Genomic DNA, 22,016 nt, shown 5'->3' with positions numbered 1-22,016 from the left:
GGTGGTGGGGTTCAGTGGCAGAGGTCGAGGTGTGTGCGTACGGTGCGGGGCACCTCCGGGTCGCAGACGCCGGCGGTGCCACCGTTGATCGGGTGCCAGGCGCGGCCCGTGCTGTCGTACCGGAAGACGACAGTTGCGCGGTCGGCTTCCTTCGGGTTGGTGAGGCCGACCGCGTAGCCGCGGTAGCACTCGACGTCGCTCAGTGTCGCGGTCTTCGCGAGACGGTCCTTGATGTCGGAGGGGTCGGCGTAGAGGGCGGCCACCAGCTTCGCGCCGGTGACGGGGCATTCGCCGCCCGCCGGGGTGCCTTCGGCCGGGGCCGGCTTGGCGGTGCCGCTCGCTGCGGGCTTGGTCTGTGCGGGCTTGGTCGGTGCGGGCTGCGCCGATGCGGTGCCCGCCGGTGGGGTGGTGGCCGCACCGGTGGTGCTGCCGGTCGCTGCCGACTTCGGCGGATCGGCGCTGTCCGCCGGCCCGGTGCATCCCGTGCCCACGGCCAGGACCGCCGCCACGCCGGCCAGCCCCCACATGTTCCGTGCCCGCATCGTGCCTCTCCTCGGTGTTCCGGTCGATCTGCTGCGCACACACTGCCCGCGGACGGCGGCGCGCGGGCCGTACGGTGATCGCCTTGGCACGAACCAGGGAGAGAGATATCCCTCTTAACCTATGGGATATCGAGCTGCGGGCCGAGGTCGCCGGGTAGGGTGCAGGCCATGGAGCGGCACATCCACCTGACCCGGCGCCGCGTCGTCGACTTCCGCCTGGTGGCCAGTGCCGCCTGTTGAGCGGCCGCCCCGAACGCTTTCCGGCCGCCCGCCGCGCCGTACCTCGATGAGCTGACGCCGCCCGCGGTCCTCTTGTTCGATCCGTCCCCGCGCGCCGCCGTGCGCTGTCGCGCTAAACCTATTAAACACATAGGCATTGTGAGTATTGGAGGTCGTCGTGACACAGGTAGGAACAGTCATCGATCATCTGGCCATCGCCCGCCGGTACGCCGAAGACCCGGTCGCCTGGCCGGTCGCACCACGCTTCAGCGCGACCGGCCGCTGGTATGCGAGGATCGCGGAGCACCGGGACTACGAGGTGTGGCTGCTCACCTGGCTGCCCGGTCAGGGAACGGATCTGCACGACCACGGCGGCTCGGCCGGCGCCGTGCACGTGGTCAGCGGCTCGATCGTCGAGGACGTGGTCGCGCCGGTCGCGGACGGAGGATTCCGGATGAACGTACGGCACCTCGACGCGGGCATCGGCCACGCGTTCGGCCCGCGCTACGTGCACCGGATCGTCAACCGGTCCCGCCGCCCGGCGGTCAGCGTGCACGTGTACGGTCCCGCGCTCACCAGCATGACCCGGTACCGGCTCAGCGCCGTCGGCCTGGAGGTCGCGGAGGTCGAGCGCGCCGGGGTCCAGTGGTGACCGCTGCCCCGCCCGGCTCGTACGGGATCGACGAAATGCTGGCCCGGGCCCGCGCCCGCCTCGACCGGCTGCCCCCGCAGGACGCGTACGCGGCACAGCGGGACGGCGCCGTGCTGGTGGACATCCGCCCCGCGGCGCAGCGGGCCGAGCACGGCGAGATTCCGGGTGCGCTGGTCATCGAGCGCAACGTCCTGGAATGGCGGTTCGACCCGCGCAGCGATGCCCGGCTGCCCATCGCCGACCGCTTCGACCTGCAGGTGATCGTGGTCTGCCAGGAGGGCTACACGTCCTCGCTGGCCGCGGACGCCCTGCAGACCATCGGCCTGCACCGGGCCACGGACCTGGCGGGTGGCTACGCCGCCTGGCAGGCCGCCGCCCTGCCCACCGTCCGGGTCGACCTGCCGAACGTGAGCTCATCATGACCTGCGATGGGGAGGTTTCCCTGGTGCGGACAGCAAGGTGCCCGGGACCAGCCGGCAAGCGGCCCCGGGCACCTTGGTCGTGGTCTGCTACGGATCAGTGCGCGGACGGACTCTGGAACCGCTCGTACGCGCCCGCGCTGTTGGCCCGGGCGCGCAGGATGCCCTTGATGTCGCCGGACCAGGTCATCTCGGCGCTGACGAACTTGCCGCTCTCCACGTTCTGCAGCTTGGAGTACTCACTGCTGCCACCGGCGCCGGCGGTGATCCGGAACTTCTGACGGTCGCCGACGGACGTGGCGGTGGCCCGCAGCACGCCCTTCCAGTCACCGGAGAAGCCGTTCTCGGCCGTCACGTACCTGTTGTTGGCCTTCGCCTGGATGGTGTAGTAGCCCTGGTCGGTGTACCAGCAGTACCGGAACTTCTCGTTGGTGCCCACGCTGGTCTTGCGGGCGCGCAGCTTGGCGTAGTCGTTGCCCGCCCAGGTCGTCTCCACCGTCACGACCAGCGGGTGGTGCGTGTCGGCGTAGGAGACGAGTGCGTGGTCCGAGCACAGTGGCGCTGCCTGAGCCGGTGCCTGCGTCAGCACGACCGCCGCGCCGGACAGTGCCACGCTCAGTCCGAGCGCCGCGAGCCGTCGTGCATTGTTTCGAAGTGACCTCAAAGGTCCCTGCCTCCCCGTGAGTGAAGCCGTTCGATGAACGCCCTCAATTCCTATCGATTCGATGACCCTACGGGTGAATCAAGGTGACTTCAACCGGTCTTCGAACCCGTGTGGCGGGGATGACAGGGGGTCCGAGGGTCAGGTGTTGGTCAGGCCCCAACGGCGGCGTAGCGCGTTGTCGGCGGCGTTGAAGAGGATGTCGATGAGGATGCCGAGCACCAGCACCACGATGATGTAGGCGACCACCAGCGGGGCGTTCACGAGATCGCGGGCGCCCTGCATCCGGGCGCCGATGGACAGCGCACCCGGCACGATGACCAGCAGCTCGCCGGCCATCAGGCTGCGCCACGAGAAGGCCCAGCCCTGCTTGAGCCCCGAGATGAACGAGGGCAGCGACGCGGGCAGGATCAGGTGCCGGTACTTGGCGAAGCCACGCATGCCGAGTACCTGCCCCACCCGCAGCCACGTACGGGGCACGTAGTCGATGCCGCTGATCAGACCGTTCGCCACCGACGGCGTGGCGCCGATCACGACCACGAACATGATGGCGCTCTCGCTGATCTGGAACAGCAGGATGGCCAGCGGGAACCACATGATCGACGGCATGGTCTGCAGGCCGGTGATGAGCGAGCCGATGGCCGCGCGCAACGGGCTGAACCGCGCCACCGCGGCGCCGATCACCGTGCCGAGGAGTACGGCCAGCGTGAATCCGGTGATCGCCCGGGTCATGGTGAGCTGGATCGCCGCCCAGAAATCGCCCGTGCTGATCAGGGACCCCAGCTCGCCGAAGACCTCGCCGGGCGAGGGCAGCGCGTACGGCGGCTTCAGCTCGGCCCAGTAGGCAGCCTGCCACAGCCCGATGACGATGCCGACCGCGAGCAGTTTGGGCCAGGCCGAGCGCCAGACGGCCGCGCCGAAGCGGCCCAGCGAGCGCTCCTCGACCGGGCGGCCGCCCAGTTCCAGGGCGTCGAGGCCGGTGACCCGGTCGGCGGCCGAGGTGTCGCGGTCCGCCGTCGCGGTGGGCGCGCTGTGCCGGCCCTCGTGCCCCTCGCTGCGCTCGGTGATGTCAGTGGGCATGGCGGGAGACCTCCGCACGCAGTCGGTCGGTGATGGTCGCGGCCAGCGTGGAGACCTCGGGCGAGTCGATGCGCCGCGGCCGGGCATGCGGCACCGGGAAGTCCTCGATGACCCGTCCCGGCCGGCTGCTCAGCAGCACCACCCGGTCACCGAGCCGCACCGCCTCGCGGACGTTGTGCGTGACGAACAGGACCGTGAGTTCCTGCTCGCGCCAGATGCGCTCCAGCTCGTCGTGCAGGATGTCGCGGGTCATCGCGTCCAGGGCGCCGAACGGCTCGTCCATGAGCAGCACGTCGGCCTCCTGCGCGAGCGCGCGGGCCAGCGCCACCCGCTGCCGCATGCCGCCGGACAGCTCGTGCGGGCGTTTGTCGCCGAACCCCTTGAGACGTACGGTCTCCAGCAGCTGGGCGGCCCGTTCGCGGCGTTCCGCGCGGCCGACGCCGCGCAGGCGCAGGGCGATCTCCACGTTGCCCGCGACCGACAGCCACGGGAACAGCGCGGCCTCCTGGAACATCAGGGCGACCCGGCGCCCGCCGGTGTCCAGCACCCCGCCGCTGATCTGATCCAGCCCGGCGACCAGCGACAGCAGCGTGCTCTTGCCACAACCGGACGCGCCGAGCAGGCAGACGAACTCACCGGGGTACACGTCGAGCGAGACGCGGTCGAGGGCGAGCAGTGCGCCGGCGCCGCGACCGTACTGTTTGGACACGCCCTCCAGGCGGACGACCGCGCTGGTGCGCTGGCCGCCCGCCTGCCGGGTGTCCTGAGCGGTGAGGCTCATGGACTCTGCCTTCCTGATCAGGCCGCGCTGTCGTTGACCGCGGGCTTGCCCGAGGCGGACAACAGTGCGTTGAGCGGGCCGAGGTCGTAGATGCCCTTGAGGTCCACAGGCTCCAGCAGACCGACCTCCTCGGCGTGCTTGGCGCTGCCGTACAGCGAGGGCGCGATCGGGTCGACCGTGAAGGTGAGGTTGGCGAACGCCGCCTGCAGGACGGGGTCCTTCAGGGGCTTGCCGGTGAGCGCCGCCAGCTGGTCGTTGGTGGCCTTCTCGGCGGCGGCCTTGTCGGTGTTCAGGTAGTTCACTGCGGCGATGTGGCCCTGCAGCAGCTTCTTGACGGTCGCCGGGTACTTCTCCAGGAACTTCTGCGACACGATGAGGTGGGTGGTGACGAACTGACCGCCGGGCCAGAGCGTCTTCTCGTCCACGAGCACCTTGCCCTTGGACTCGGTCACCATCTTCGCGACGTTCGGCTCCGGCACCCAGGCGCCGTCGATGGAACCCTGGGCGAACGCCTGCACCGCGGTCGCGTTGTCCTGCGGCAGGATGGAGACGTCGCCGCCGCCCTGCTGGTCCGCGTTGAGGCCCTGGCTCTTGAGCCAGTAGCGCAGCGCCACGTCCTGGGTGTTGCCGAGCTGCGGGGTGGCGATCTTCTTGCCCTTGAGGTCGGCCGCCGAGTTGATGCCCTGCTTCACGACCAGCGCGGCGCCACCCGAGGTGCTACCCGCGATGATCTTCAGCGCGGTGCCCTTGGACTTGGCCCACCCGTTGATCGCCGGGTTCGGCCCGATGTACGTGGCGTCGATGGCGCCCGAGAACAGCGCCTCGATCGCGGCGGGACCGGCGCTGAAGGTCTTCGCCTCCAGCTTGGTGGTGCCCAGGGCCTGGGCGAACAGGCCGTTCTTCACGCCGACCAGCGCGGGGGCGTGGGTGATGTTCGGGAAGTAGCCGAGGCGCAGCGTCGTCGCCTCGCCGCTGGCGTCCGCGGCGGATGTGTCGTCGTCACCGCAGGCGCTCAACGCGGTTGCGGCGACCAGGGTGGCCGCCGCGATGGCGAAGGTGCGGGTTATGCGGGAGCTCATGTGCACTCCTAGGTGGTTTGTACTGTGCTGGTGGCCGACAGGTCGGCCAGAGTGGTGGTGTCCAGAACGCCCTCGATGGCGTCCCGGACGGCGAGCCACACGTCGCGGAGACCGGCGGCCGCCCCGTGGTACCGGGCGACCTCCGTGGGTTGTCCGCGAACCGAACTCAATGCACCGCCGGTAGCCCGGACCACGTCCCCGATCGCGATCTCGTCCGGGGGGCGGGTCAGTGCGTACCCCCCGTCCATCCCGCGATGGCTGTGCAGCAGCCCGGCGCGACGCAGGTCGAGCAGGATGCCGTGCAGGAAGCTGAGCGGAATGTCCTGGGTTGCCGCGAGTTCTGCCGCCTTCACCAGCCGCGGGTGAGCGGCGGTGATGGCGAGCATGGCCCGGACGGCGTAGTCGGTGCGCGCTGAGACGTACACGGTGGTGACGCCCTCTCCCCCGACGGTGTGGATCTTATCTTCGGAATCTCGATCTGGTTGGTGGGAATACTCGATGATGCAGGGTATGGCTGTCAAGCGAGGATCTTCACCCGATCGGGTTGCATTCCACCAATCCTACGTGTTCAGTAGAGATTCCCCCGTGGAGGAGGCACGATGCCACTACCCGACTTCCTCATCGCCGGTGTGCCGAAGGCCGGCACCACGGCACTGCACGCCGCGCTGGAACGGCACCCGCAGCTCTACCTGTCCCGCCCGAAGGAGCCGAAGTTCTTCCTCACCGACGGACCGCCGCCGCGCATCGGGGGCCCCGGAGACAAGCAGACGTACCAGGAGCACATCTGGCGCCAGGACGACTACGAGCGGCTGTTCGTGCCCGCGCCGCGCGGCACCCTGCGCGGCGAGGCCACCCCGTTCTATCTGTACGACCCGGCCACGCACCTGCGGATCAAGGCGCTGGTCCCGGAGGCGAAGCTGATCCTCATGCTGCGTGACCCGGTGGACCGGGCGCACTCCAACTGGACCCACCTGTGGATCGCCGGACTGGAGCCGGAAGCGGACTTCGTGACCGCCTGCCGCCTGGAGGAGCAGCGCCGCGCCGCCGGCTGGGCCGACTTCTGGCACTACCTCAGCCTCGGAAAGTACGGCGAGCAGGTGCGCCACCTGTTCGAGGTCTTCGACCGCCGCCAGGTGCTCCTGCTGCGCTACCGGGACCTGCGCGAGCAGCCCGCCGCCACCCTCGACCAGGTGTGCGCGTTTCTCGGGGTGAGCACCGGCCTGCTCACGGAGGTGCCACGGGAGAACGTGAATCGGCACGTGGTGGAGGACACCCGGTTCAACGCCGGCCTGCGCGGCCTGTTGCGCTTCGGCGGGAACGTCGGGCACGTCTTCCCGTTGCCCGTCCGCAAGACCTTCCGGGGGCCGCTGCTCACCGTGCTGCACCGCCGCAAGGGCCGCCGGCCCCGGCCCACCCGTGACGAGCGGGCGGCGCTGTTGCCGTACTTCGCCGAGGACCTGGCCCTGCTGCAGGAGGTGACCGGCCGGTCGTACGCCGACTGGCTCTCGCTCGACCCCGCCCTACCACAGACGGAAAACGCCTGACCCTGAACGGAGCCGCCGTGACGATAGTCAGCCCCGCCCTGCCCCTGCCCCAGTGGACCGACGCCGCGGTGGTGGTGCCGCCGCCCAGTTCCGAAGCCGGCGCCTGGTCCGGTGCCCCGAGCGCGCTGCTGGCCGACGACGGGATCTACCTCGCGTACCGGCTGCGGCTGCCGGTCGACCAGGGCCGCGGGTACGCCAACGTGATCGCCCACGCGGCCGACGGTGTGACGTTCCGCACCGTCGCCACCGTGACCAAGGAGCAGTTCGGCGCCGAGTCGCTGGAACGGCCCGCGCTCGCCCGGACCCCCGACGGCCGCTGGCGGATGTACGTCAGTGCCGCCACCCCCGGCACCAAGCACTGGCGGGTGGACCTGCTGGAGGCCGGCACCCCCGCCGAGCTGGCCACGGCGGTCCCGCGTACGGTGCTGCCCGGCGACGAGCAGGTCGGGGTCAAGGACCCGGTGCTGCTGGCCACCGACGACGGCTGGCACCTGTGGGCGTCCTGCCACCCGCTGGAGTCCTGGAACCACGCCGACCGGATGACCACCGAGTACGCCACCAGCCCGGACGGCGTGCACTGGACCTGGCGGGGCACCGCGCTGCGCGGACGTCCCGGCCAGTGGGACGCGCGGGGGGTCCGGGTGTCCGCGGTGCTGCCGGTCGGCGGCGAGCTGCTGGCCGCGTACGACGGGCGGGCCAGTGCCGAGGAGAACTGGGAGGAGCGCACCGGGACGGCGCGCGGGCGCCGGGCGGCCGACGGGACGTTCGGGCCGCTCACGGCCGAGCGGGAGGCGCCGCTGGGCTCGCCGTACCCGCCGCACGGGCTGCGGTACCTGAGCATCGTGGCGCTGCCCGACGGGCGGCACCGGATCTACTACGAGGCCACCCGCGCGGACGGGGCCCATGAACTGCGTACCGAACTGGTCAACTAGTCCGGCATCTGGCAATTCATCGTCTGCAATGGATTCCTGCCATTACAGTTTGTTCCATGCTGGACGGTGTGAGCGTACGGGGCGGCACCGATGCACATCTGCAGGCGCTGCGTGCGCTCAACGCCGTCAGTAAGCGCGTACACAGCAGCCTGGACCTGACCGAGACCCTGGACGCCGTGGCCGAGGGGGTCGTCGAGGCCGCCGGCTTCGGCCTGGCGGCGGTCAACCTGGCCGAGCCCAACGGCGACTTCACTGTCGTCTCCGCCGCGGGCGACGACGAGCTGCGCCGCGCGATGGTGGGCACCCGGGGCAGCGCGGAGCACTGGCACGAGCTGTTCCGCCGCGCCGAACGCTGGGGCGCGCTGTACTTCGTCGACCACCGCAAGGGGATCCCCGAGGATCTGTGCACCTGGATCCCGGACATCCCCGAGCCCGACGACCCGGACGGCTGGCACCCGCACGACTGCCTGTTCGCCCCGTTGATGGCGCCCTCCGGCGAGTGGGTCGGGGTGCTCAGCGTCGACCTGCCGGACGGCGGCCGGCGGCCCGGACCGCAGCAGATCGAGGTGTTGTCGCTGTTCGCGGAGCACGCGGCGATCGCCATCCTGCATGCCCGCATGCACTCGTCGCTGGAGCGCAGCAAGGCCCGCCTGCAGTACGCCGCCACCCACGACCCGCTGACCGGCCTGCCCAACCGCGCCTGCCTGCGCTCCCGCGTGGACGCGCTGTTGAGCCAGCCCGCTCGCGAGGTCGGCGTCATGGTGGTCGACCTGGACGGCTTCAAGCGGGTCAACGACGCCGCCGGGCACGAGGCCGGTGACGAGGTGCTGCTGGTGGTGGCCCGGCGGATGCAGCGCCACCTGCGGGAGGGTGATCTGCTGGCCCGGATGGGCGGCGACGAGTTCGTGGCCGTCCTGGCCGGCGACGACGTGACGCGGGCGGTGCGCGAGATGGCCGCCCGGTTCCGCGCTGTCGTCGCCGAGCCGGTGATCGGACGTACCGGGACGCATCGGGTCACCGCCAGCGTGGGGTGGGCGATCGGCACGGTGGCGGACGGGTTCTCCCGGCTGCTCCGGGCCGCGGACACGGAGATGTACCGCGCCAAACGGCTGCGCCTCGACCCGGAGCCCACCCGCTGACCCCCCGTCAGCTCAGCCGGAAGTAATCGAGGTTGAACCCGCCGGTCTCGCAGTACAGGGTGACGTCCTGCGCGCCCGCGGCCAGGGTGACCCGGGCGTGCACCGACCGGTACGCGGCCCAGCCGCCGGTGTCCGGCACGGAGACAGTCGCCAGGGACCGACCGGCGGCGTCCCGGAACGACAACGCGTCGGGTGCCACCGCGCCGGTCCCGTTGGCGACGCGCAGCTCCAGGTCGTACGTGCCGGGGGCGGCGACGTCGAGGGAGTACCGCAGCCAGTTGCCGGGCGCCGTCCAGCCGACGTTGCGGCCGCCGCTGGCCGTCGCTGTGTTCTCGATGAAGGTGCCGCCGCCCTCGGTCCAGCCGTGCTGCGCCACGTACGCCTCGGCCTCGACCCGCTCGCCGATCGGGGCGCCGTGCGGCGCGACGGTGAGGTGCACGGTCACGTCGGCGCTGGCCCGCCCGTCGGTGACGGTGAACCGGAGCTCACGTGTGCCGGGCACCGTCGGGTGCAGCGTCACCACCCCGGTGGCCGCGTCGACGCTCACGCCGTCGGGCAGGTCGGTGGCGTAGAACGCCAGCCGGTCGCCGTCGGGGTCGGTGGCCGCGAGCGGCACCTGTACGGTGCTGTCCTGGTCGGCGGTCACGGCCGGGACCGGTCCGGGGACGGGCGGGTGGTTGCGCCGCGGCGGGAGCGGGAGACGCCAGCGCAGGGTGGCGTACGCGTGCGCGGGCACCGTGGTGACGAACGACTGTCCCGCGAGGACGACCCGGACGCCGGCGTCCGCGTCCGTGGTGTTGCCGACGATCGCGGTGTAGCCGTCGTGCCGGTCCCGGAACACGACATTGCCGATCCCGCCGGTCGTGGCACTGGACGCGACCCGGACGTCGTCGCCGTCGAGGTAGCGGGCGAACTGGCCGAGCTGGTACAGCTCGTCGCGGACCCGGAAGTCGCCGGTGGCCGTGTCCACGGTGACCAGCCGGTCCGGCCACGCCGTGGTGCGGGCCACCTCGTCCCAGTCGAGGGTGTTGTCCCGCGCCGGGGTCCAGTGCAGGGTGCCGCCGTGCTGGTCGGTCGCCGGTGCCCACAGCACGTACGAGGACGCGTCGAACCTGAAGTCCGCGAGCACCGTGGCCGGGGAGACGTCACTGGTCTCGGTCAGGTGCACCGGCTTGCGGTACTGCTCGTACGCGTCGCGCATGACGGCCGGATCCCCCCAGTACGGGTGGAACGCGATGGCGTCGGCGGCCTGCTCGGCGGCGGGATCGTCGAAGATCCGGTGGTAGTTCTTCGACGTGGTGCTGTTCGGGTCGCGCCAGTCCCAGAAGTTGAAGTCGTGCACGTACAGCCGGGTGTCGAGCCGGGCCGCGGCGAACTCCTGTTTCATGGCGACGGCCAGCCGCTGCTGCTGCGCGACGCTGATGTCCATGGCCGGGTACACCACGTCCATGCCCGGCTCGTTGAGCAGCGTCAGCGCGTCGATCCGGATGCCGTGCCGCGCGTACGCCTGGACGAACTTGACGTAGTACCGGGCGAACACGTCGATGCAGTCGTCGCGCAGCTTGCCCACCTGGTGGTAGTCGGTGCTGCTGCCGGGATTGAGGGCCACCTCTCCGAGGAACCGGTTGTTGGTCTTCATCCACGCGGGCGCGCTCCACGCCGAGGCGAAGAACGTGGCCCGCGGGTTGTACCGCTGGATCAGCTTGATCGTGTCGATGATGTGCAGGTCGAGGTCGCGCTGGATGGAGAAGTACCGCAGCGCGAAGTCCTCGGCGACCCCGGCGGGCAGCTCGTCCTCCGACCAGAACGGCAGGTGCTCGATCAGGTCGGGGCTGCCGATGGTGATCCGGAAGCGGTCCAGGCCCGCGCCGGTCCGCGGGTCGACGAGCAGCCGGATCGCCGCCTCGCGCCGGGCGGGAGTCAGCTTCCACAGGTTGGACACGCTGGTCTCGTCCAGCGAGAAGCCGATGCCGGTGTAGCGCTGCCGGGTCCGGCTGGGATCGACGACCACGGTGGCGTCCACCGGGCCGCCGCGGTCGCCGCCGAAACGTACGGGTGGGAGCGGTTGCCAGGCCTGCCCGGCGCCGGTCGAGAACGTGCCGGTGACCCGTGGCCCGCGCGGGCCGGACCGCGCCGCCGCGGCCGCCGGCAGGCAGGTGATCAGGGAAAGGGTGGTGGATGCGGCGATCAGGGCCGCGATCCGGGAACGCCGCACGGCGCCTCCTCGGGGAGCGGGAGCGTCCTCACTGGACGGAAGTCTGCGCCGCGACCACGACTTAAGTCAAGGTAGAAATTTAGTACGGTGAATGGACGCTCACGCGGCGGCCGTGTCGGCGGCGATCATCGCCTCCACCGGCATGATCGCGGAGCCCAGGGCCACCGCGTCGGCGCCGAACGTCGACGGGTGCAGCTCGAACTGGGCTCCCGGACGGGCCAGGCTGTGCGCCCGGATCGCCCGTTCCAGCGGCTCGGCGAGGCGTTCCATCAACCGCAGCCCCACCCAGCCCCCGACGATGACGCGTTGCGGGTTGGCCAGATTCACCATGTTCGCCAGGCCCAGGCCCACGGTGTCGACCACCTCGTCGCGCAGCGCCGCCGCGGCGGGATCGGACTCGGCCGCGTCGAGGAACGCGCCGATCGCCTGCCAGCCCGTACCGTCGAAGACCCCGCCCGTCCGGCGCCACGCGTCCAGGATCGCGTCCGAGCCGACGTACGCCTCCAGGCAGCCGTGGCCGCCGCAGCGGCACGGCAGGCCGTCGCGCTGCACCTTCATGTGGCCCCACTCGGCCGCGCTGGACGCGTACCCGTGGGTCAGGTGGCCCTCGTTGATGATGCCGAGACCGACGCCGCGGCCCAGCAGCGCGACCAGGCAGTGCTCCACGTCGCGGGCGGCGCCGAACCACAGCTCCGCCTTGGCCTGGGTCTTGGCGCCGTTCTCCGCGAAGACCGGGACGTCCGCGGTCAGCAGCCGCTCCACCGGGACGGGCGGCCAGGGCAGCGTCGGCGCGTAGAGGATCTGCCGGTCCTCGGCGTCCGTCTCCACCAGGCCCGGCAGGCCCAGCCCGATGCCGAGCAGACGCGGCCAGGCGTACGGATTGCGTTCGCGCAGCGCGGCGAGCGCGTCCGCGAGGTCCTGCGCGATGGTCTCCGCGGACTCCTCGTGGCGGCCGCCGCGGAACTCGCGGTCCACCCTGTTCATGGTGAGGTCGAACAGCTCGACAGTGACGCCGTTCTCGCCGACGTCCGCACCGACCGAGTAGGCGGCCTCCGGGCGCGGGCCGATCAGCGCGATCGGCCGCCCGCCGCGCGACGAGACCGAGCCGTTCTCCTGCACCAGGCCCTCGCCGATCAGCTCGGCGACGAGCTTGGTGACCGAGGCGGGGGAGAGGTCGCAGACCTGACCGAGCTTGGCCCGCGTGGTCTCCCGAGCCAGGATGATGTGCCGCAGCACCAGCGAACGGTTGCGCTGCCGCAGCGACGTCACCGTCGATGCCTCCGGGACGACGAAGCGGGCTCGCCCCGAGGTGTTACTGACGCCCATGTTCCTCCGACAGCCGCTACCTGCGCACATGTCTACACCGCGGCGGGCGCCCAGTCCATCGGGGTGGACGTAGGGGGGTGTCCGGGCTGGCGGGCCCGGACACCCCTGCCGTGGCTCAGTGGCCGCGGCCCCACGGCCCGGTGATCGCGAAGACCAGTCCGGGGGTCTGGATGTTGGCGAACAGGATGTCCGCGTTCTGGCTGAACGTCGGTCCGGTGAACTCGCTGTCGTTCAGCTCGTTGCGGGCCAGCGCGTACGCCTCACCGCGCTCGGTCAGGCCGACGAGGTGGCTCAGGCCCTCGCCGTCCTCGGCCATGATCAGGCCGCCGAGCGGCGACACAGTGATGTTGTCCGGGCCGTCGAAGTTGCCCTCCTGCGACGGGTCCGGGTTGACCCCGAAGATGGTCTTGAGGGTGATCGTGGCGCGCTTCGGGTCGTAGAACCAGACCTGGCCGTCGTGCTCGTTGCGGCTGCCGTCGTCCTTGCGGGCGTACGACGCGACGAAGTAGATGCCGCCGTCGCCCTGCCACTGGCCCTCCAGCTTGCGGCTGCGGGTGACCTGGTCGTCGGTGAACTGCTTGCGTACCGACATGGTCTTCGCCAGCCGGTCCGGCACGTCGACCCAGGTCACGTCGAACCGTGTGCCCGGCTCGGTGGCCTCGGACAGGTCTGCCACGTGCGCGCCGTCGTGGGTGCAGTGCATCGCCTCCAGCGTGCCCGCGGTGTCGCCGTTCGGGCTGAGCGCCAGCTCGCGCAACGCGCCCTTGCCACCGCGGAACCGGTGCGGCGGGGTCCACCGGAAGTACAGCCCGAGCGGCGCGCCGGCGTCCTCGGTCAGGTAGATCTGGTGGGTGCGCGGGTCGACCGCGACCGCCTCGTGGGCGTACCGGCCGAGGAAGGCCAGCGGCACCGGGTCGCGGTTCGCCTCCTTGTCGACCGGGTCGACCTCGAAGACGTACCCGTGGTCCTTCTGGAACACTCCGCCCGCCCGCTGCTCGGTCTCCTCGCAGGTCAGCCACGTGTTCCACGGTGTGATGCCGCCCGCGCAGTTGTTGTGCGTGCCGGCCAGGCTCACGTACTCGCGCAGGCGGGTGCCGTGCCGGTCCACCTCGATGTTCGTGGTGCCGCCCCCCGCTCCGGGGTCGTAGGTGAGGCCGGGCAGAGCGGGCACCTTGTACGGCTCGGTGCCGCCGATCTCGTGGTTGTTGACGAGGACCCAGCCGGTGCGGGAGCGGAAGCATGCAGTGCCGTCGGCGTCGCTCGGGGTGGGCTGGCCCGTTTCGAGCAACGTCTCACCGGCGTGCGCGACGAGTTGGTAGGTGAAGCCGCGGGGGAGCGCGAGCAGACCCTTGGGATCGGGGACGAGCGGACCGTAGCCGACTGCGGGGCGGCAGGCGGCCCGGGCCTCGACGGGACCGGCGATCGCCTCAAGGCTGCCGCCGATCGCGATGCCGAGGCCACCGGCCATGCCGGCGCGCAGCACACTGCGACGGGGGAGGGCGGTCATCAATTCCTCCAGGGAGTACGGGTGGACGGTGCCTCGTAGGCAAACGAACCGGCACGGCTGTCCGTCCCTCAGCCCGGCAGCCGTCCGGTGAACACTGCATGAAGCATCGAGGCCCCGTACCGCCATGTGAGAGCCCGGCATGCCTCGCATGCCGGGCACCCACCTCCCGTCAGTGATTACGGCCGGACGCGCTCCACGGCGAGGGTCCAGTCGTCGAGGCGTACGGACGTCGCCCCGGCCACCACACCCGCCTGCACCTGCACCCGGTACGTACCCGCCGGCAGGAACGGCGACGTGCGCTCGATGGCGTGGCTCTCCCAGTTGTCGGACGTGCTGCCCGAGTCGAACGCGAAGTCGGTACCCACGACCGGGTCGAGCTCGAAGAACGTGCCGTTGGACCGGATCACGATGATGCGTACGGAGCACCAGCCGCCGCCCGCGCAGAACGACTCGGCGCTGAAGCGGGCGTCGAGCATCCTGCTGGTGCCGCCGGGCACGACGACCGTGGTGGTGGCGCCGGGCACGTTGACGAACGCGGCGGCGCCGGTCGACCAGGCGTCCGTCTGGTGGACGTAGCGCTGCTGGTCGGTCAAACTGCCGACACGACCGGTGATCACGGCGTGCGCGACCGTACCGGTGAGCACGACGGCCGCGGACGCGGCGACTGCCGTGACAATCTTGGCGAGCCTGGACATTGCGATCCCCCTCGGTTCCGGCGCCGCGGCCCCCCTGCCGGGCGCTGGGTCTCCAGGGTGAGGGCGCAAAGGGGGCAATGCTATAGAAATCAGCGCGAGGTCCTTGATCCGACAGGGCGGTGTGGATCGTCCAGAGAGGACTTCGTCGCGGTCGGCGGACGCCATGGTCGCCGACGGCTGTCGCTACTGCTCAGGCGCGGTTTCTCCACAAAGGACGGGCGCGGATCGGCGCCCCGTCGGCGCGGACCGCCCGGCCGGTACTGCATGATCAAGTTAGGGCGGCCTTACTTCTGGGATAGCGGACGAACTGGCTGAAACGTATGCATGACCGGGTGGCCGGATGGAGACTACGGTCATGACGGCGACCTCGGCTGAACTCGACCAACTGTCGATCAACGCGATCCGTACGCTCGCGATGGACGCGGTGCAGGCCGCGAACTCCGGGCACCCCGGCACCCCGATGGCGCTGGCGCCGGTGGCGTACACGTTGTGGCAGCGGTTCCTGCGCTTCGACCCGGAGCTGCCGATCTGGGCCAACCGGGACCGGTTCGTGCTCTCCGCCGGACACGCCTCCACGCTGCTGTACTCACTGCTGCACCTGTCCGGCGTCAAGGCGGTCAACGCCGATTACGAGACGATCGGCGAACCCGCGGTCTCCCTGGACGACATCCGCAACTTCCGGCAGCTCGAATCGAAGTGCCCGGGCCACCCCGAGTACCGGTGGACCTCCGGCGTGGAGACCACCACCGGGCCGCTCGGCACCGGCATCGCCACCAGCGTCGGCATGGCGATGGCCGAGCGCTGGCTGGCCGCCCGCTACAACCGGCCCGGCTTCGACCTGTTCGACTACGACGTGTACGCCGTCTGCGGCGACGGCGACATGATGGAGGGCGTCGGCCAGGAGGCGGCCAGCCTCGCCGGTCACCTGCGGCTGGCCAACCTCTGCTGGATCTACGACAACAACCGGATCACCATCGAGGGCGACACCGGCCTCGCGTTCACCGACGACGTGGCGACCCGCTTCATCGGGTACGGCTGGAACGTCACCCGGGTCGGCGACGCCAACGACCTGGCGATGCTGGACCGGGCGTACACGGTGTTCCGGCAGGAGGACGACAGGCCCACCCTGATCATCGTCGACAGCCACATCGGGTACGGCGCCCCCACCAAGCAGGGCACCGCCGCCGCACACGGCGAACCGCTCGGCGTCGACGAGGTACGCGCGGCCAAACAGTTCTACGGCTGGCCCACCGAGCCCGCCTTCCACGTACCGAAGGAGGTCTACACCCACTTCGCGAACGGCGTCGCGGCGCGCGGCGGCGAACTGCGGCACAAGTGGGAGGCCGAGTTCGCCGCGTACGCCCAGCAGTTCCCCGACCTGGCCGACGAGCTCAACCGGATGCAGAAGCGCACCCTGCCGGACGGCTGGGACGCGGACATCCCCACCTTCGACGCGGACCCCAAGGGTCTGGCCACCCGCGAGTCCAACGGGCGGGTGCTCAACGCGGTCGCCGGCCGGGTCCCGTGGCTGCTCGGCGGATCGGCCGACCTCGCACCGTCGACAAAGACGCTGCTGAAGGGACCGGGTTCCTTCGAGCCCGGCGGGTACGACGGGCGCAACCTGCACTTCGGGGTCCGCGAACACGCCGCCGCCGCGGTCGCCAACGGGCTGGCGCTGTCGAAGCTGCGCGCGTACCAGGCCGGGTTCCTGATCTTCCACGACTTCCAGCGCGGCGCGGTACGGCTCTCCGCACTGATGGAACTGCCGGTGATCCACGTCTACACCCACGACTCGATCGGGGTCGGCGAGGACGGGCCCACCCACCAGCCGGTCGAGCACCTGGCCTCGCTGCGGGCCATGCCGGGAATGATCGACCTGCGGCCCGGTGACGCCAACGAGGTCGCCGAGGCGTGGCGGTTCCTCATGCCGTTGCGGCACGAGCCGGTCGCGCTGGTGCTGTCCCGGCAGGCGTTGCCCACCCTCGACCGGACGAAGTACGCGCCCGCCTCCGGCCTGGCCCGTGGCGCGTACGTGCTGGCCGATCCGTCCGGCGGTGATCCCGAGGTCATCCTCATCGCCACCGGCAGCGAGGTGTCGCTCGCGGTCGCCGCGTACGAGGAGCTGACCGGCGACGGGGTCCGCTGCCGGGTGGTGAGCCTGCCGTCGTGGGAGCTGTTCGCCCGCCAGTCGAAGGAGTACCAGGAGAGTGTGCTGCCGCCCGCGGTGACCGCCCGGGTGGCGATCGAGCAGGCGTCCGCGTTCGGCTGGGAACGGTACGTCGGCACCGAGGGCGCGATCGTCGCCATGTCCACGTTCGGCGAGTCCGCGCCGTTGAAGTCACTGCAGACGAAGTTCGGTTTCACTCCCGAGGCCGTGGTGCAGAAGGCACGCGAGCAGATCGCGCGGCACCGGGGGAACGGCTCCTCGGTCAGCGCCCCGGACCACGGCTGACATACGAAACATCCGCCCCGCGGACGCGGGGCGGATGTTTCGGTAAGGCCGTACACCGGAGTTGCGGCGCCGGTGCGGGCCCGGCCCGGTCAGCCGTTGGCGCGGAAAGCGACCCAGGCGTCGCTCATCCGCTTGGCCTGTCCCGGGGTGAACATGTTCATGCAGGAGTCCTGCGTGTAGTCCATGAAGTTGTGGATCGGGTCGAGCCCGGGCGCCGAGCAGGTGTCCGCGCCCTCGGGGCAGGCGAACTGCGCGACCGCCTCGGCCGGCGTGTCGTCGACGTGGTCGCCCTTCTTCTTGCACCCGTTCTCGAACGTGTGCTCCAGCGCCAGCCAGTGCCCGGTTTCGTGGGTCAGGGTGTCGCCCTGGGCGTAGTCACCCGCGGTGCCGCCCGGCATCGTCTCGCCGATCATCACGACGCCGTCCATGAAGTCGCGGCCCTTGGTGGTGACCTTCTTCGGGAAGTACGACCAGCCGAGCACGCCGTCGGCGATGCTGGCCGCGTACACGTTCAGGGTGCGGGCGTTGCCGGTGTGCAGCGCCGTCTTCATGGCCTTCTCGGCCTTGCCCGGCTTGATGTTGTACCAGGCGCTGTTGACCGTCCACGTCGTATCGGTCAGCCGGAACCGGAACGGTGTGTCCGACGCGTCCTTCGCGGTCTTGCCCGAGTACGAGTTGTTCAGCACCGTCATCTGGGCCGCGATCATCGTCTGCCACCGCGCCTTCTCGGCGGGGCTGTACGCGTGGTCGGAGATCATGTGGAAGACGACGGGGACGGTGACGCTGCCGTTCGGCAGGCGCTTGGAGTTCTTCAGGCCCTCGTACGCCTTCGCGTCGCTGGTGCCGTACAGCTCCGGGTCCTTGGCGCTGCTGCCGCGGGCCAGGCGGGCCTGAGTGGGCGCGTCCGCGGCACACGCCTGGACGGCGGGGGAGGCCGCCAGCGCAGTAGTGGGGCCGACCACGCCGGACGCCGCACCGGACGCGACCACCATCGCGGCTCCACCGGTCAGCATCGCCAGCCGCTGAGTCCAACTCCTGTGCATAGTCTGCGCCCTTCCGTGGTTCGGGATCGCCGGCCTGCCGCTCCGTGACGAGTGTCGCGGGCGACGCTCCGTGCGGTGCGCACGTTCGCCGTGATCACTGTTCCTGTCGGACGCGGTGCTCAGCGCAGACTCAAGCGATGATCAAAGCTGGCTCAAGGTCGGCCCGCTGGCCGCGCGGTCGATGCAGACCCGGTTGCGGCCCTCGCCCTTGGCCGTGTAGAGCGCCTCGTCGGCGCGGGCCAGCACGGTCGAGGGCGTGCAGGCCGGAGTCGCGGCCGTGACGCCGACGCTCACCGTCACCGGCAGCCCGCCGGTGATCTGCGCCCACGGGTGGTCGGCGACCGTGCGGCGCAGATCCTCCAGCCGGAACGCAGCGCTCGCCAGGTCGGTACCGGTGATGGCGATCAGGAACTCCTCGCCGCCGAGCCGGGCGACGAACCCCGACGGCCCGGTGCTGACGCCCGCCAGCAGTTCGGCGACGGCGACCAGTACCCGGTCGCCGGTGCCGTGCGAGCGCAGGTCGTTGACCCGCTTGAAGTGGTCGAGGTCGAGCAGGGCGACCGCGACGTCCGTACCGTCGGTCTGCGCCTGCGCCAGCAGCGCGGGCAACCGCTCGTCCACCGAACGCCGGTTCTTCAGCCCGGTCAGCGGGTCGTGGCGGGCCTGCTCCCGGAACGTCTCGGCCTGCCGCCGGGCCTCCTTGACCTCGAAGACGGCCTGCCGGTTGCGCGCCTGCGCCTCCCGCTGCTCGCAGTGCAGTTCCTTCTCCGCGAGGTGGTATTCGCGCATCGTCGCGAAGGCGCGCTCGAAGTCGCGGGCGGCGGCGTACAGCTCGCTCTGCTCGTGCAGCGCGTTAACGGCCAGCAGGCGGAAGCCGTGCGTCTCGCACAACTGCCGGCTCTTGTCGAGGGTGGCCTGCGCGGCGACCAGGTCGCCACGGCAGCGCTGGGCCGTGGCGAGGGTCAGCAGGATCTCCGCCTCGGCGTCGCACTCCTCCTTCTCCGTCGCGTACCGGGCCAGGGCCTGGCGGGCCATCTGCTCGGCCGCGTCGTAGTCGCCCAGCCGCAGCTCGACGTGTGCGAACGTGTCCAGCTCCGAGGAGTCCAGCTCCCAGCCGGACGCCTCGCTCACCGCGCGCAGCCGCGCCAGCACCAGCTGGGCGTGGCGGGCGTCGCCGAGCGTGCATTCCTTGTACGCGTAGTTGTTCAGCGCCATGGTGCGGCAGCTGACGTCGCCCAGTTCGATCGCCGCCTGCTCGGCCTGCTCGTACCGTTCCCGTGCCTCCGGCATGGAACCGCTGTCGGCGTACGCGTCGGCGAGCTTGACCAGATACGAGATGTGCAGCGCCGGCTTCGTGCTCTCGTCCAGGGCGTCCACCGCCTGGATCATGTGATCGAGGTTGGCGCTCAGGTCACCCATCGTCACGTGGGTCCGGGCCAGCAGCATGTGCGCCCGCGCCAGCAGGGGGCGGCAGCCGTTGTCGGCGGCCCACGCCTCGGCCTGCCACAGCAGCTTCACCGCGTCGGCCAGCACGCTGCGGCGGTCCAGCAGGTCGGCGCGCAGCAGCCGGGCCCGCCACAGCAGCATCTCCGCGCCGGCCGCCGTGGCCGCCTCCTCCAGCGCCACGACCCGCGGCAGCGTGCCGTCGACGTCGTAGGGGCCGGTCTTCTCCAGCTCGTCGAGCTGCGCGGCCAAGGTGGCCATGATGCACGCGGAGCTGTCGTCAGGGGTGGGTGCGGTGAGCGGCCGGTGTGTCGCCGACACGTCCATCGCGCTGCCTCCCCTGGATAGCTCCCACCCGCGGACCGCACGCCGGTCCGGGGCGCTCATCGACGCGTGCGCGGGCGACATGAGGCTTCCGGGCGGAGCCCGATCTTGGGTACGTCCCGAATCGCCCCACCGTTCACAGCCGTGCACACCACTCCCACCGGGATCACGAGATCGTGGTCACATCGCTACCGTGAGCGAGCGCGGAGCGTGCGGTTCGATTGACAGTCGGCCCGCGGCGCGTCTAATCTCGCAACGCAGTGAGAACTCTGCGCCACGCTGGGCGCAGGCCGGGGTCGAGAGGCGCTGCGACGGACTGGAGCCGCTAGGGCGGACCAGGTCCGCCACGCTCGGCTCACGGTTGACGAATCACCAAGGGCGCCTCCTTATCGGAGGTGCCCTTTCCGCATCTCCCGGTACGTGGAAGCCCAGGGCCGGTCCGACCGGATCAGGCACACATGGAAGGGACGCGATGAGCGCCAAGCTGCAAGAAATCAACGGGGTCCAGTTCGCGGTGGCCGACCTGTCGCTGGCCGCCTTCGGCCGGCACCAGATGCGCCTCGCCGAGCACGAGATGCCCGGCCTCATGTCCATCCGCGAGGAGTTCAAGGCCGCGCAGCCGCTGCGTGGCGCGCGCATCGCCGGCTCGCTGCACATGACCATCCAGACCGCCGTACTCATCGAGACGCTGGTCGCGCTCGGCGCGCAGGTGCGCTGGGTGTCCTGCAACATCTTCTCGACCCAGGACGAGGCCGCCGCCGCGATCGTGGTCGGCCCCGAGGGCACCGTCGAGGCCCCGTCCGGCACCCCGGTCTTCGCCTGGAAGGGCGAGACGCTGGAGGAGTACTGGTGGTGCACCGAGCAGCTGTTCGACTTCGGTGACGGCCTCGGCCCGAACATGATCCTCGACGACGGCGGCGACGCCACCCTGCTCGTACACAAGGGTGTGGAGTTCGAGGCGGCCGGCGCGGTCCCCGCGACCACCGCCGAGGACAACCACGAGTACACGATCATCCTCGACACGCTGCGCCGCAGCCTGGCGTCCGACTCGCAGCGGTTCACCAAGATCGCCGGCGAGATCAAGGGCGTCACCGAGGAGACCACCACCGGTGTGGCCCGGCTCTACAAGTTCGCCAAGACCGGCGAGCTGCTCTTCCCGGCGATCAACGTCAACGACTCGGTCACCAAGAGCAAGTTCGACAACAAGTACGGCATCCGCCACTCGCTGGTCGACGGCCTCAACCGGGCCACCGACGTCATGCTCGGCGGCAAGCTGGCCGTGGTCTGCGGCTACGGCGACGTCGGCAAGGGCTCTGCCGAGACGCTGCGGGGCCAGGGCGCCCGCGTCGTGGTCACCGAGATCGACCCGATCTGCGCGCTGCAGGCGGCGATGGACGGCATGCAGGTCGCCCGCCTCGAGGACGTGGTGTCCGAAGCCGACATCTTCATCACCACCACCGGCGGTACCGAGATCATCACGGTCGAGCACATGGCCGCGATGAAGCACAACGCCATCGTCGGCAACGTCGGCCACTTCGACGACGAGATCGACATGGCCGGCCTCGCCAAGGTGCCGGGCATCGAGAAGGTCGAGGTCAAGCCGCAGGTCCACGAGTGGCGCTTCCCGGACGGGCACGCGATCATCGTGCTCTCCGAGGGTCGCCTGATGAACCTCGGCAACGCCACGGGCCACCCGAGCTTCGTCATGTCGAACTCGTTCACCAACCAGGTGATCGCGCAGATCGAGCTGTGGACCAAGCCCGGCGACTACGACAAGCAGGTCTACGTGCTGCCGAAGCACCTGGACGAGAAGGTCGCCCGGCTGCACCTGGACGCGCTCGGCGTCCGGCTGACCACGCTGACCAAGAAGCAGGCGGAGTACCTCGGCGTGGACGTCGAGGGCCCGTACAAGCCGGAGCACTACCGGTACTGACGAGTGTCGCCGGTGCGCCGCTGCGGCGCA

General features: G+C 70.7%; 19 protein-coding genes. 7 read left to right on the top strand and 12 right to left on the bottom strand.

Annotation, left to right across the window (positions count from 1 at the left end):
• Positions 1-11 precede the first annotated feature (11 nt).
• Entirely contained in the window at positions 12-542 is a 531-nt protein-coding gene (locus ACMCNN_RS27010) for a hypothetical protein (protein ID WP_412743298.1), read from the bottom strand.
• Positions 543-939: 397 nt separating this feature from the next.
• Here ACMCNN_RS27010 and ACMCNN_RS27005 point away from each other — a divergent pair, with 397 nt between their 5' ends.
• Both ACMCNN_RS27005 and ACMCNN_RS27000 read left to right on the top strand, forming a co-directional pair.
• On the top strand, positions 940-1,413 hold the full coding sequence (locus ACMCNN_RS27005) for a cysteine dioxygenase (RefSeq protein WP_412743297.1): 474 nt from the start codon (positions 940-942) through the stop codon (positions 1,411-1,413).
• 35 nt (positions 1,414-1,448) lie between these two features.
• On the top strand, positions 1,449-1,835 hold the full coding sequence (locus ACMCNN_RS27000; RefSeq protein ID WP_412747283.1) for a rhodanese-like domain-containing protein: 387 nt from the start codon (positions 1,449-1,451) through the stop codon (positions 1,833-1,835).
• Positions 1,836-1,929: 94 nt separating this feature from the next.
• On the opposite strand, the gene ACMCNN_RS26995 is transcribed toward ACMCNN_RS27000, so the two are convergent.
• From ACMCNN_RS26995 to ACMCNN_RS26975, 5 genes are all read right to left on the bottom strand, one after another.
• Entirely contained in the window at positions 1,930-2,445 is a 516-nt protein-coding gene (locus ACMCNN_RS26995) for a fascin domain-containing protein (RefSeq protein WP_412743296.1), read from the bottom strand.
• A gap of 189 nt (positions 2,446-2,634) precedes the next feature.
• On the bottom strand, positions 2,635-3,573 hold the full coding sequence (locus ACMCNN_RS26990; protein ID WP_412743295.1) for an ABC transporter permease: 939 nt from the start codon (positions 3,571-3,573) through the stop codon (positions 2,635-2,637).
• Complete coding sequence (locus ACMCNN_RS26985; RefSeq protein WP_412743294.1) at positions 3,563-4,354, bottom strand: ABC transporter ATP-binding protein; 792 nt, start codon at positions 4,352-4,354, stop codon at positions 3,563-3,565. The genes ACMCNN_RS26990 and ACMCNN_RS26985 overlap by 11 nt, the downstream gene beginning before the upstream one ends.
• 17 nt (positions 4,355-4,371) lie before the next feature.
• Positions 4,372-5,433 (bottom strand): ABC transporter substrate-binding protein, encoded by a 1,062-nt coding sequence (locus tag ACMCNN_RS26980; RefSeq protein WP_412743293.1) that lies wholly within the window; start codon positions 5,431-5,433, stop codon positions 4,372-4,374.
• An 8-nt stretch (positions 5,434-5,441) separates the two neighbouring features.
• The gene (locus ACMCNN_RS26975; protein WP_412743292.1) at positions 5,442-5,858 is read right to left on the bottom strand and encodes an RrF2 family transcriptional regulator; all 417 of its coding nucleotides are present in this window, start codon (positions 5,856-5,858) and stop codon (positions 5,442-5,444) included.
• A gap of 174 nt (positions 5,859-6,032) precedes the next feature.
• On the opposite strand from ACMCNN_RS26975, the gene ACMCNN_RS26970 reads away from it, so the two are divergent.
• The 3 genes from ACMCNN_RS26970 to ACMCNN_RS26960 are packed head-to-tail and all read left to right on the top strand — an operon-like array spanning position 6,033 to position 9,048.
• The gene (locus ACMCNN_RS26970) at positions 6,033-6,977 is read left to right on the top strand and encodes a sulfotransferase domain-containing protein (RefSeq protein ID WP_412743291.1); all 945 of its coding nucleotides are present in this window, start codon (positions 6,033-6,035) and stop codon (positions 6,975-6,977) included.
• A gap of 17 nt (positions 6,978-6,994) precedes the next feature.
• Complete coding sequence (locus tag ACMCNN_RS26965; RefSeq protein WP_412743290.1) at positions 6,995-7,909, top strand: hypothetical protein; 915 nt, start codon at positions 6,995-6,997, stop codon at positions 7,907-7,909.
• A gap of 56 nt (positions 7,910-7,965) precedes the next feature.
• The gene (locus ACMCNN_RS26960; RefSeq protein ID WP_412743289.1) at positions 7,966-9,048 is read left to right on the top strand and encodes a diguanylate cyclase domain-containing protein; all 1,083 of its coding nucleotides are present in this window, start codon (positions 7,966-7,968) and stop codon (positions 9,046-9,048) included.
• Between the two features lie 7 nt (positions 9,049-9,055).
• On the opposite strand, the gene ACMCNN_RS26955 is transcribed toward ACMCNN_RS26960, so the two are convergent.
• The 4 genes from ACMCNN_RS26955 to ACMCNN_RS26940 all read right to left on the bottom strand — a co-directional run bounded on the left by ACMCNN_RS26955 (position 9,056) and on the right by ACMCNN_RS26940 (position 14,791).
• A complete protein-coding gene (locus ACMCNN_RS26955) occupies positions 9,056-11,263 on the bottom strand; it encodes a carbohydrate-binding protein (RefSeq protein WP_412743288.1) in 2,208 nt (735 codons plus the stop codon).
• Positions 11,264-11,362: 99 nt separating this feature from the next.
• On the bottom strand, positions 11,363-12,589 hold the full coding sequence (locus tag ACMCNN_RS26950) for an ROK family protein (protein ID WP_412743287.1): 1,227 nt from the start codon (positions 12,587-12,589) through the stop codon (positions 11,363-11,365).
• Positions 12,590-12,704: 115 nt separating this feature from the next.
• Positions 12,705-14,096, bottom strand: a complete 1,392-nt coding sequence (locus ACMCNN_RS26945; protein WP_412743286.1) for an alkaline phosphatase PhoX — start codon at positions 14,094-14,096, stop codon at positions 12,705-12,707.
• Between the two features lie 176 nt (positions 14,097-14,272).
• A complete protein-coding gene (locus ACMCNN_RS26940; RefSeq protein WP_412743285.1) occupies positions 14,273-14,791 on the bottom strand; it encodes a hypothetical protein in 519 nt (172 codons plus the stop codon).
• A 355-nt stretch (positions 14,792-15,146) separates the two neighbouring features.
• Here ACMCNN_RS26940 and tkt point away from each other — a divergent pair, with 355 nt between their 5' ends.
• A complete protein-coding gene (tkt, locus tag ACMCNN_RS26935; protein ID WP_412743284.1) occupies positions 15,147-17,243 on the top strand; it encodes a transketolase in 2,097 nt (698 codons plus the stop codon).
• An 89-nt stretch (positions 17,244-17,332) separates the two neighbouring features.
• Here the strand turns inward: tkt and ACMCNN_RS26930 are convergent, their stop codons facing one another.
• Together ACMCNN_RS26930 and ACMCNN_RS26925 are read right to left on the bottom strand one after the other, a co-directional pair.
• Positions 17,333-18,286 (bottom strand): zinc metalloprotease, encoded by a 954-nt coding sequence (locus ACMCNN_RS26930; protein ID WP_412743283.1) that lies wholly within the window; start codon positions 18,284-18,286, stop codon positions 17,333-17,335.
• A gap of 141 nt (positions 18,287-18,427) precedes the next feature.
• Complete coding sequence (locus tag ACMCNN_RS26925; RefSeq protein ID WP_412743282.1) at positions 18,428-20,056, bottom strand: diguanylate cyclase; 1,629 nt, start codon at positions 20,054-20,056, stop codon at positions 18,428-18,430.
• 469 nt (positions 20,057-20,525) lie between these two features.
• Here ACMCNN_RS26925 and ahcY point away from each other — a divergent pair, with 469 nt between their 5' ends.
• A complete protein-coding gene (ahcY, locus tag ACMCNN_RS26920; protein ID WP_412743281.1) occupies positions 20,526-21,986 on the top strand; it encodes an adenosylhomocysteinase in 1,461 nt (486 codons plus the stop codon).
• Positions 21,987-22,016: the final 30 nt, after the last annotated feature.

Source organism: Krasilnikovia sp. MM14-A1004, from assembly GCF_047159485.1.
GTDB lineage: Bacteria > Actinomycetota > Actinomycetes > Mycobacteriales > Micromonosporaceae > Actinoplanes.
The sequence above is the reverse complement of the archived record's forward strand: the minus strand, read 5'-3'. Positions and strand labels throughout refer to the sequence as shown.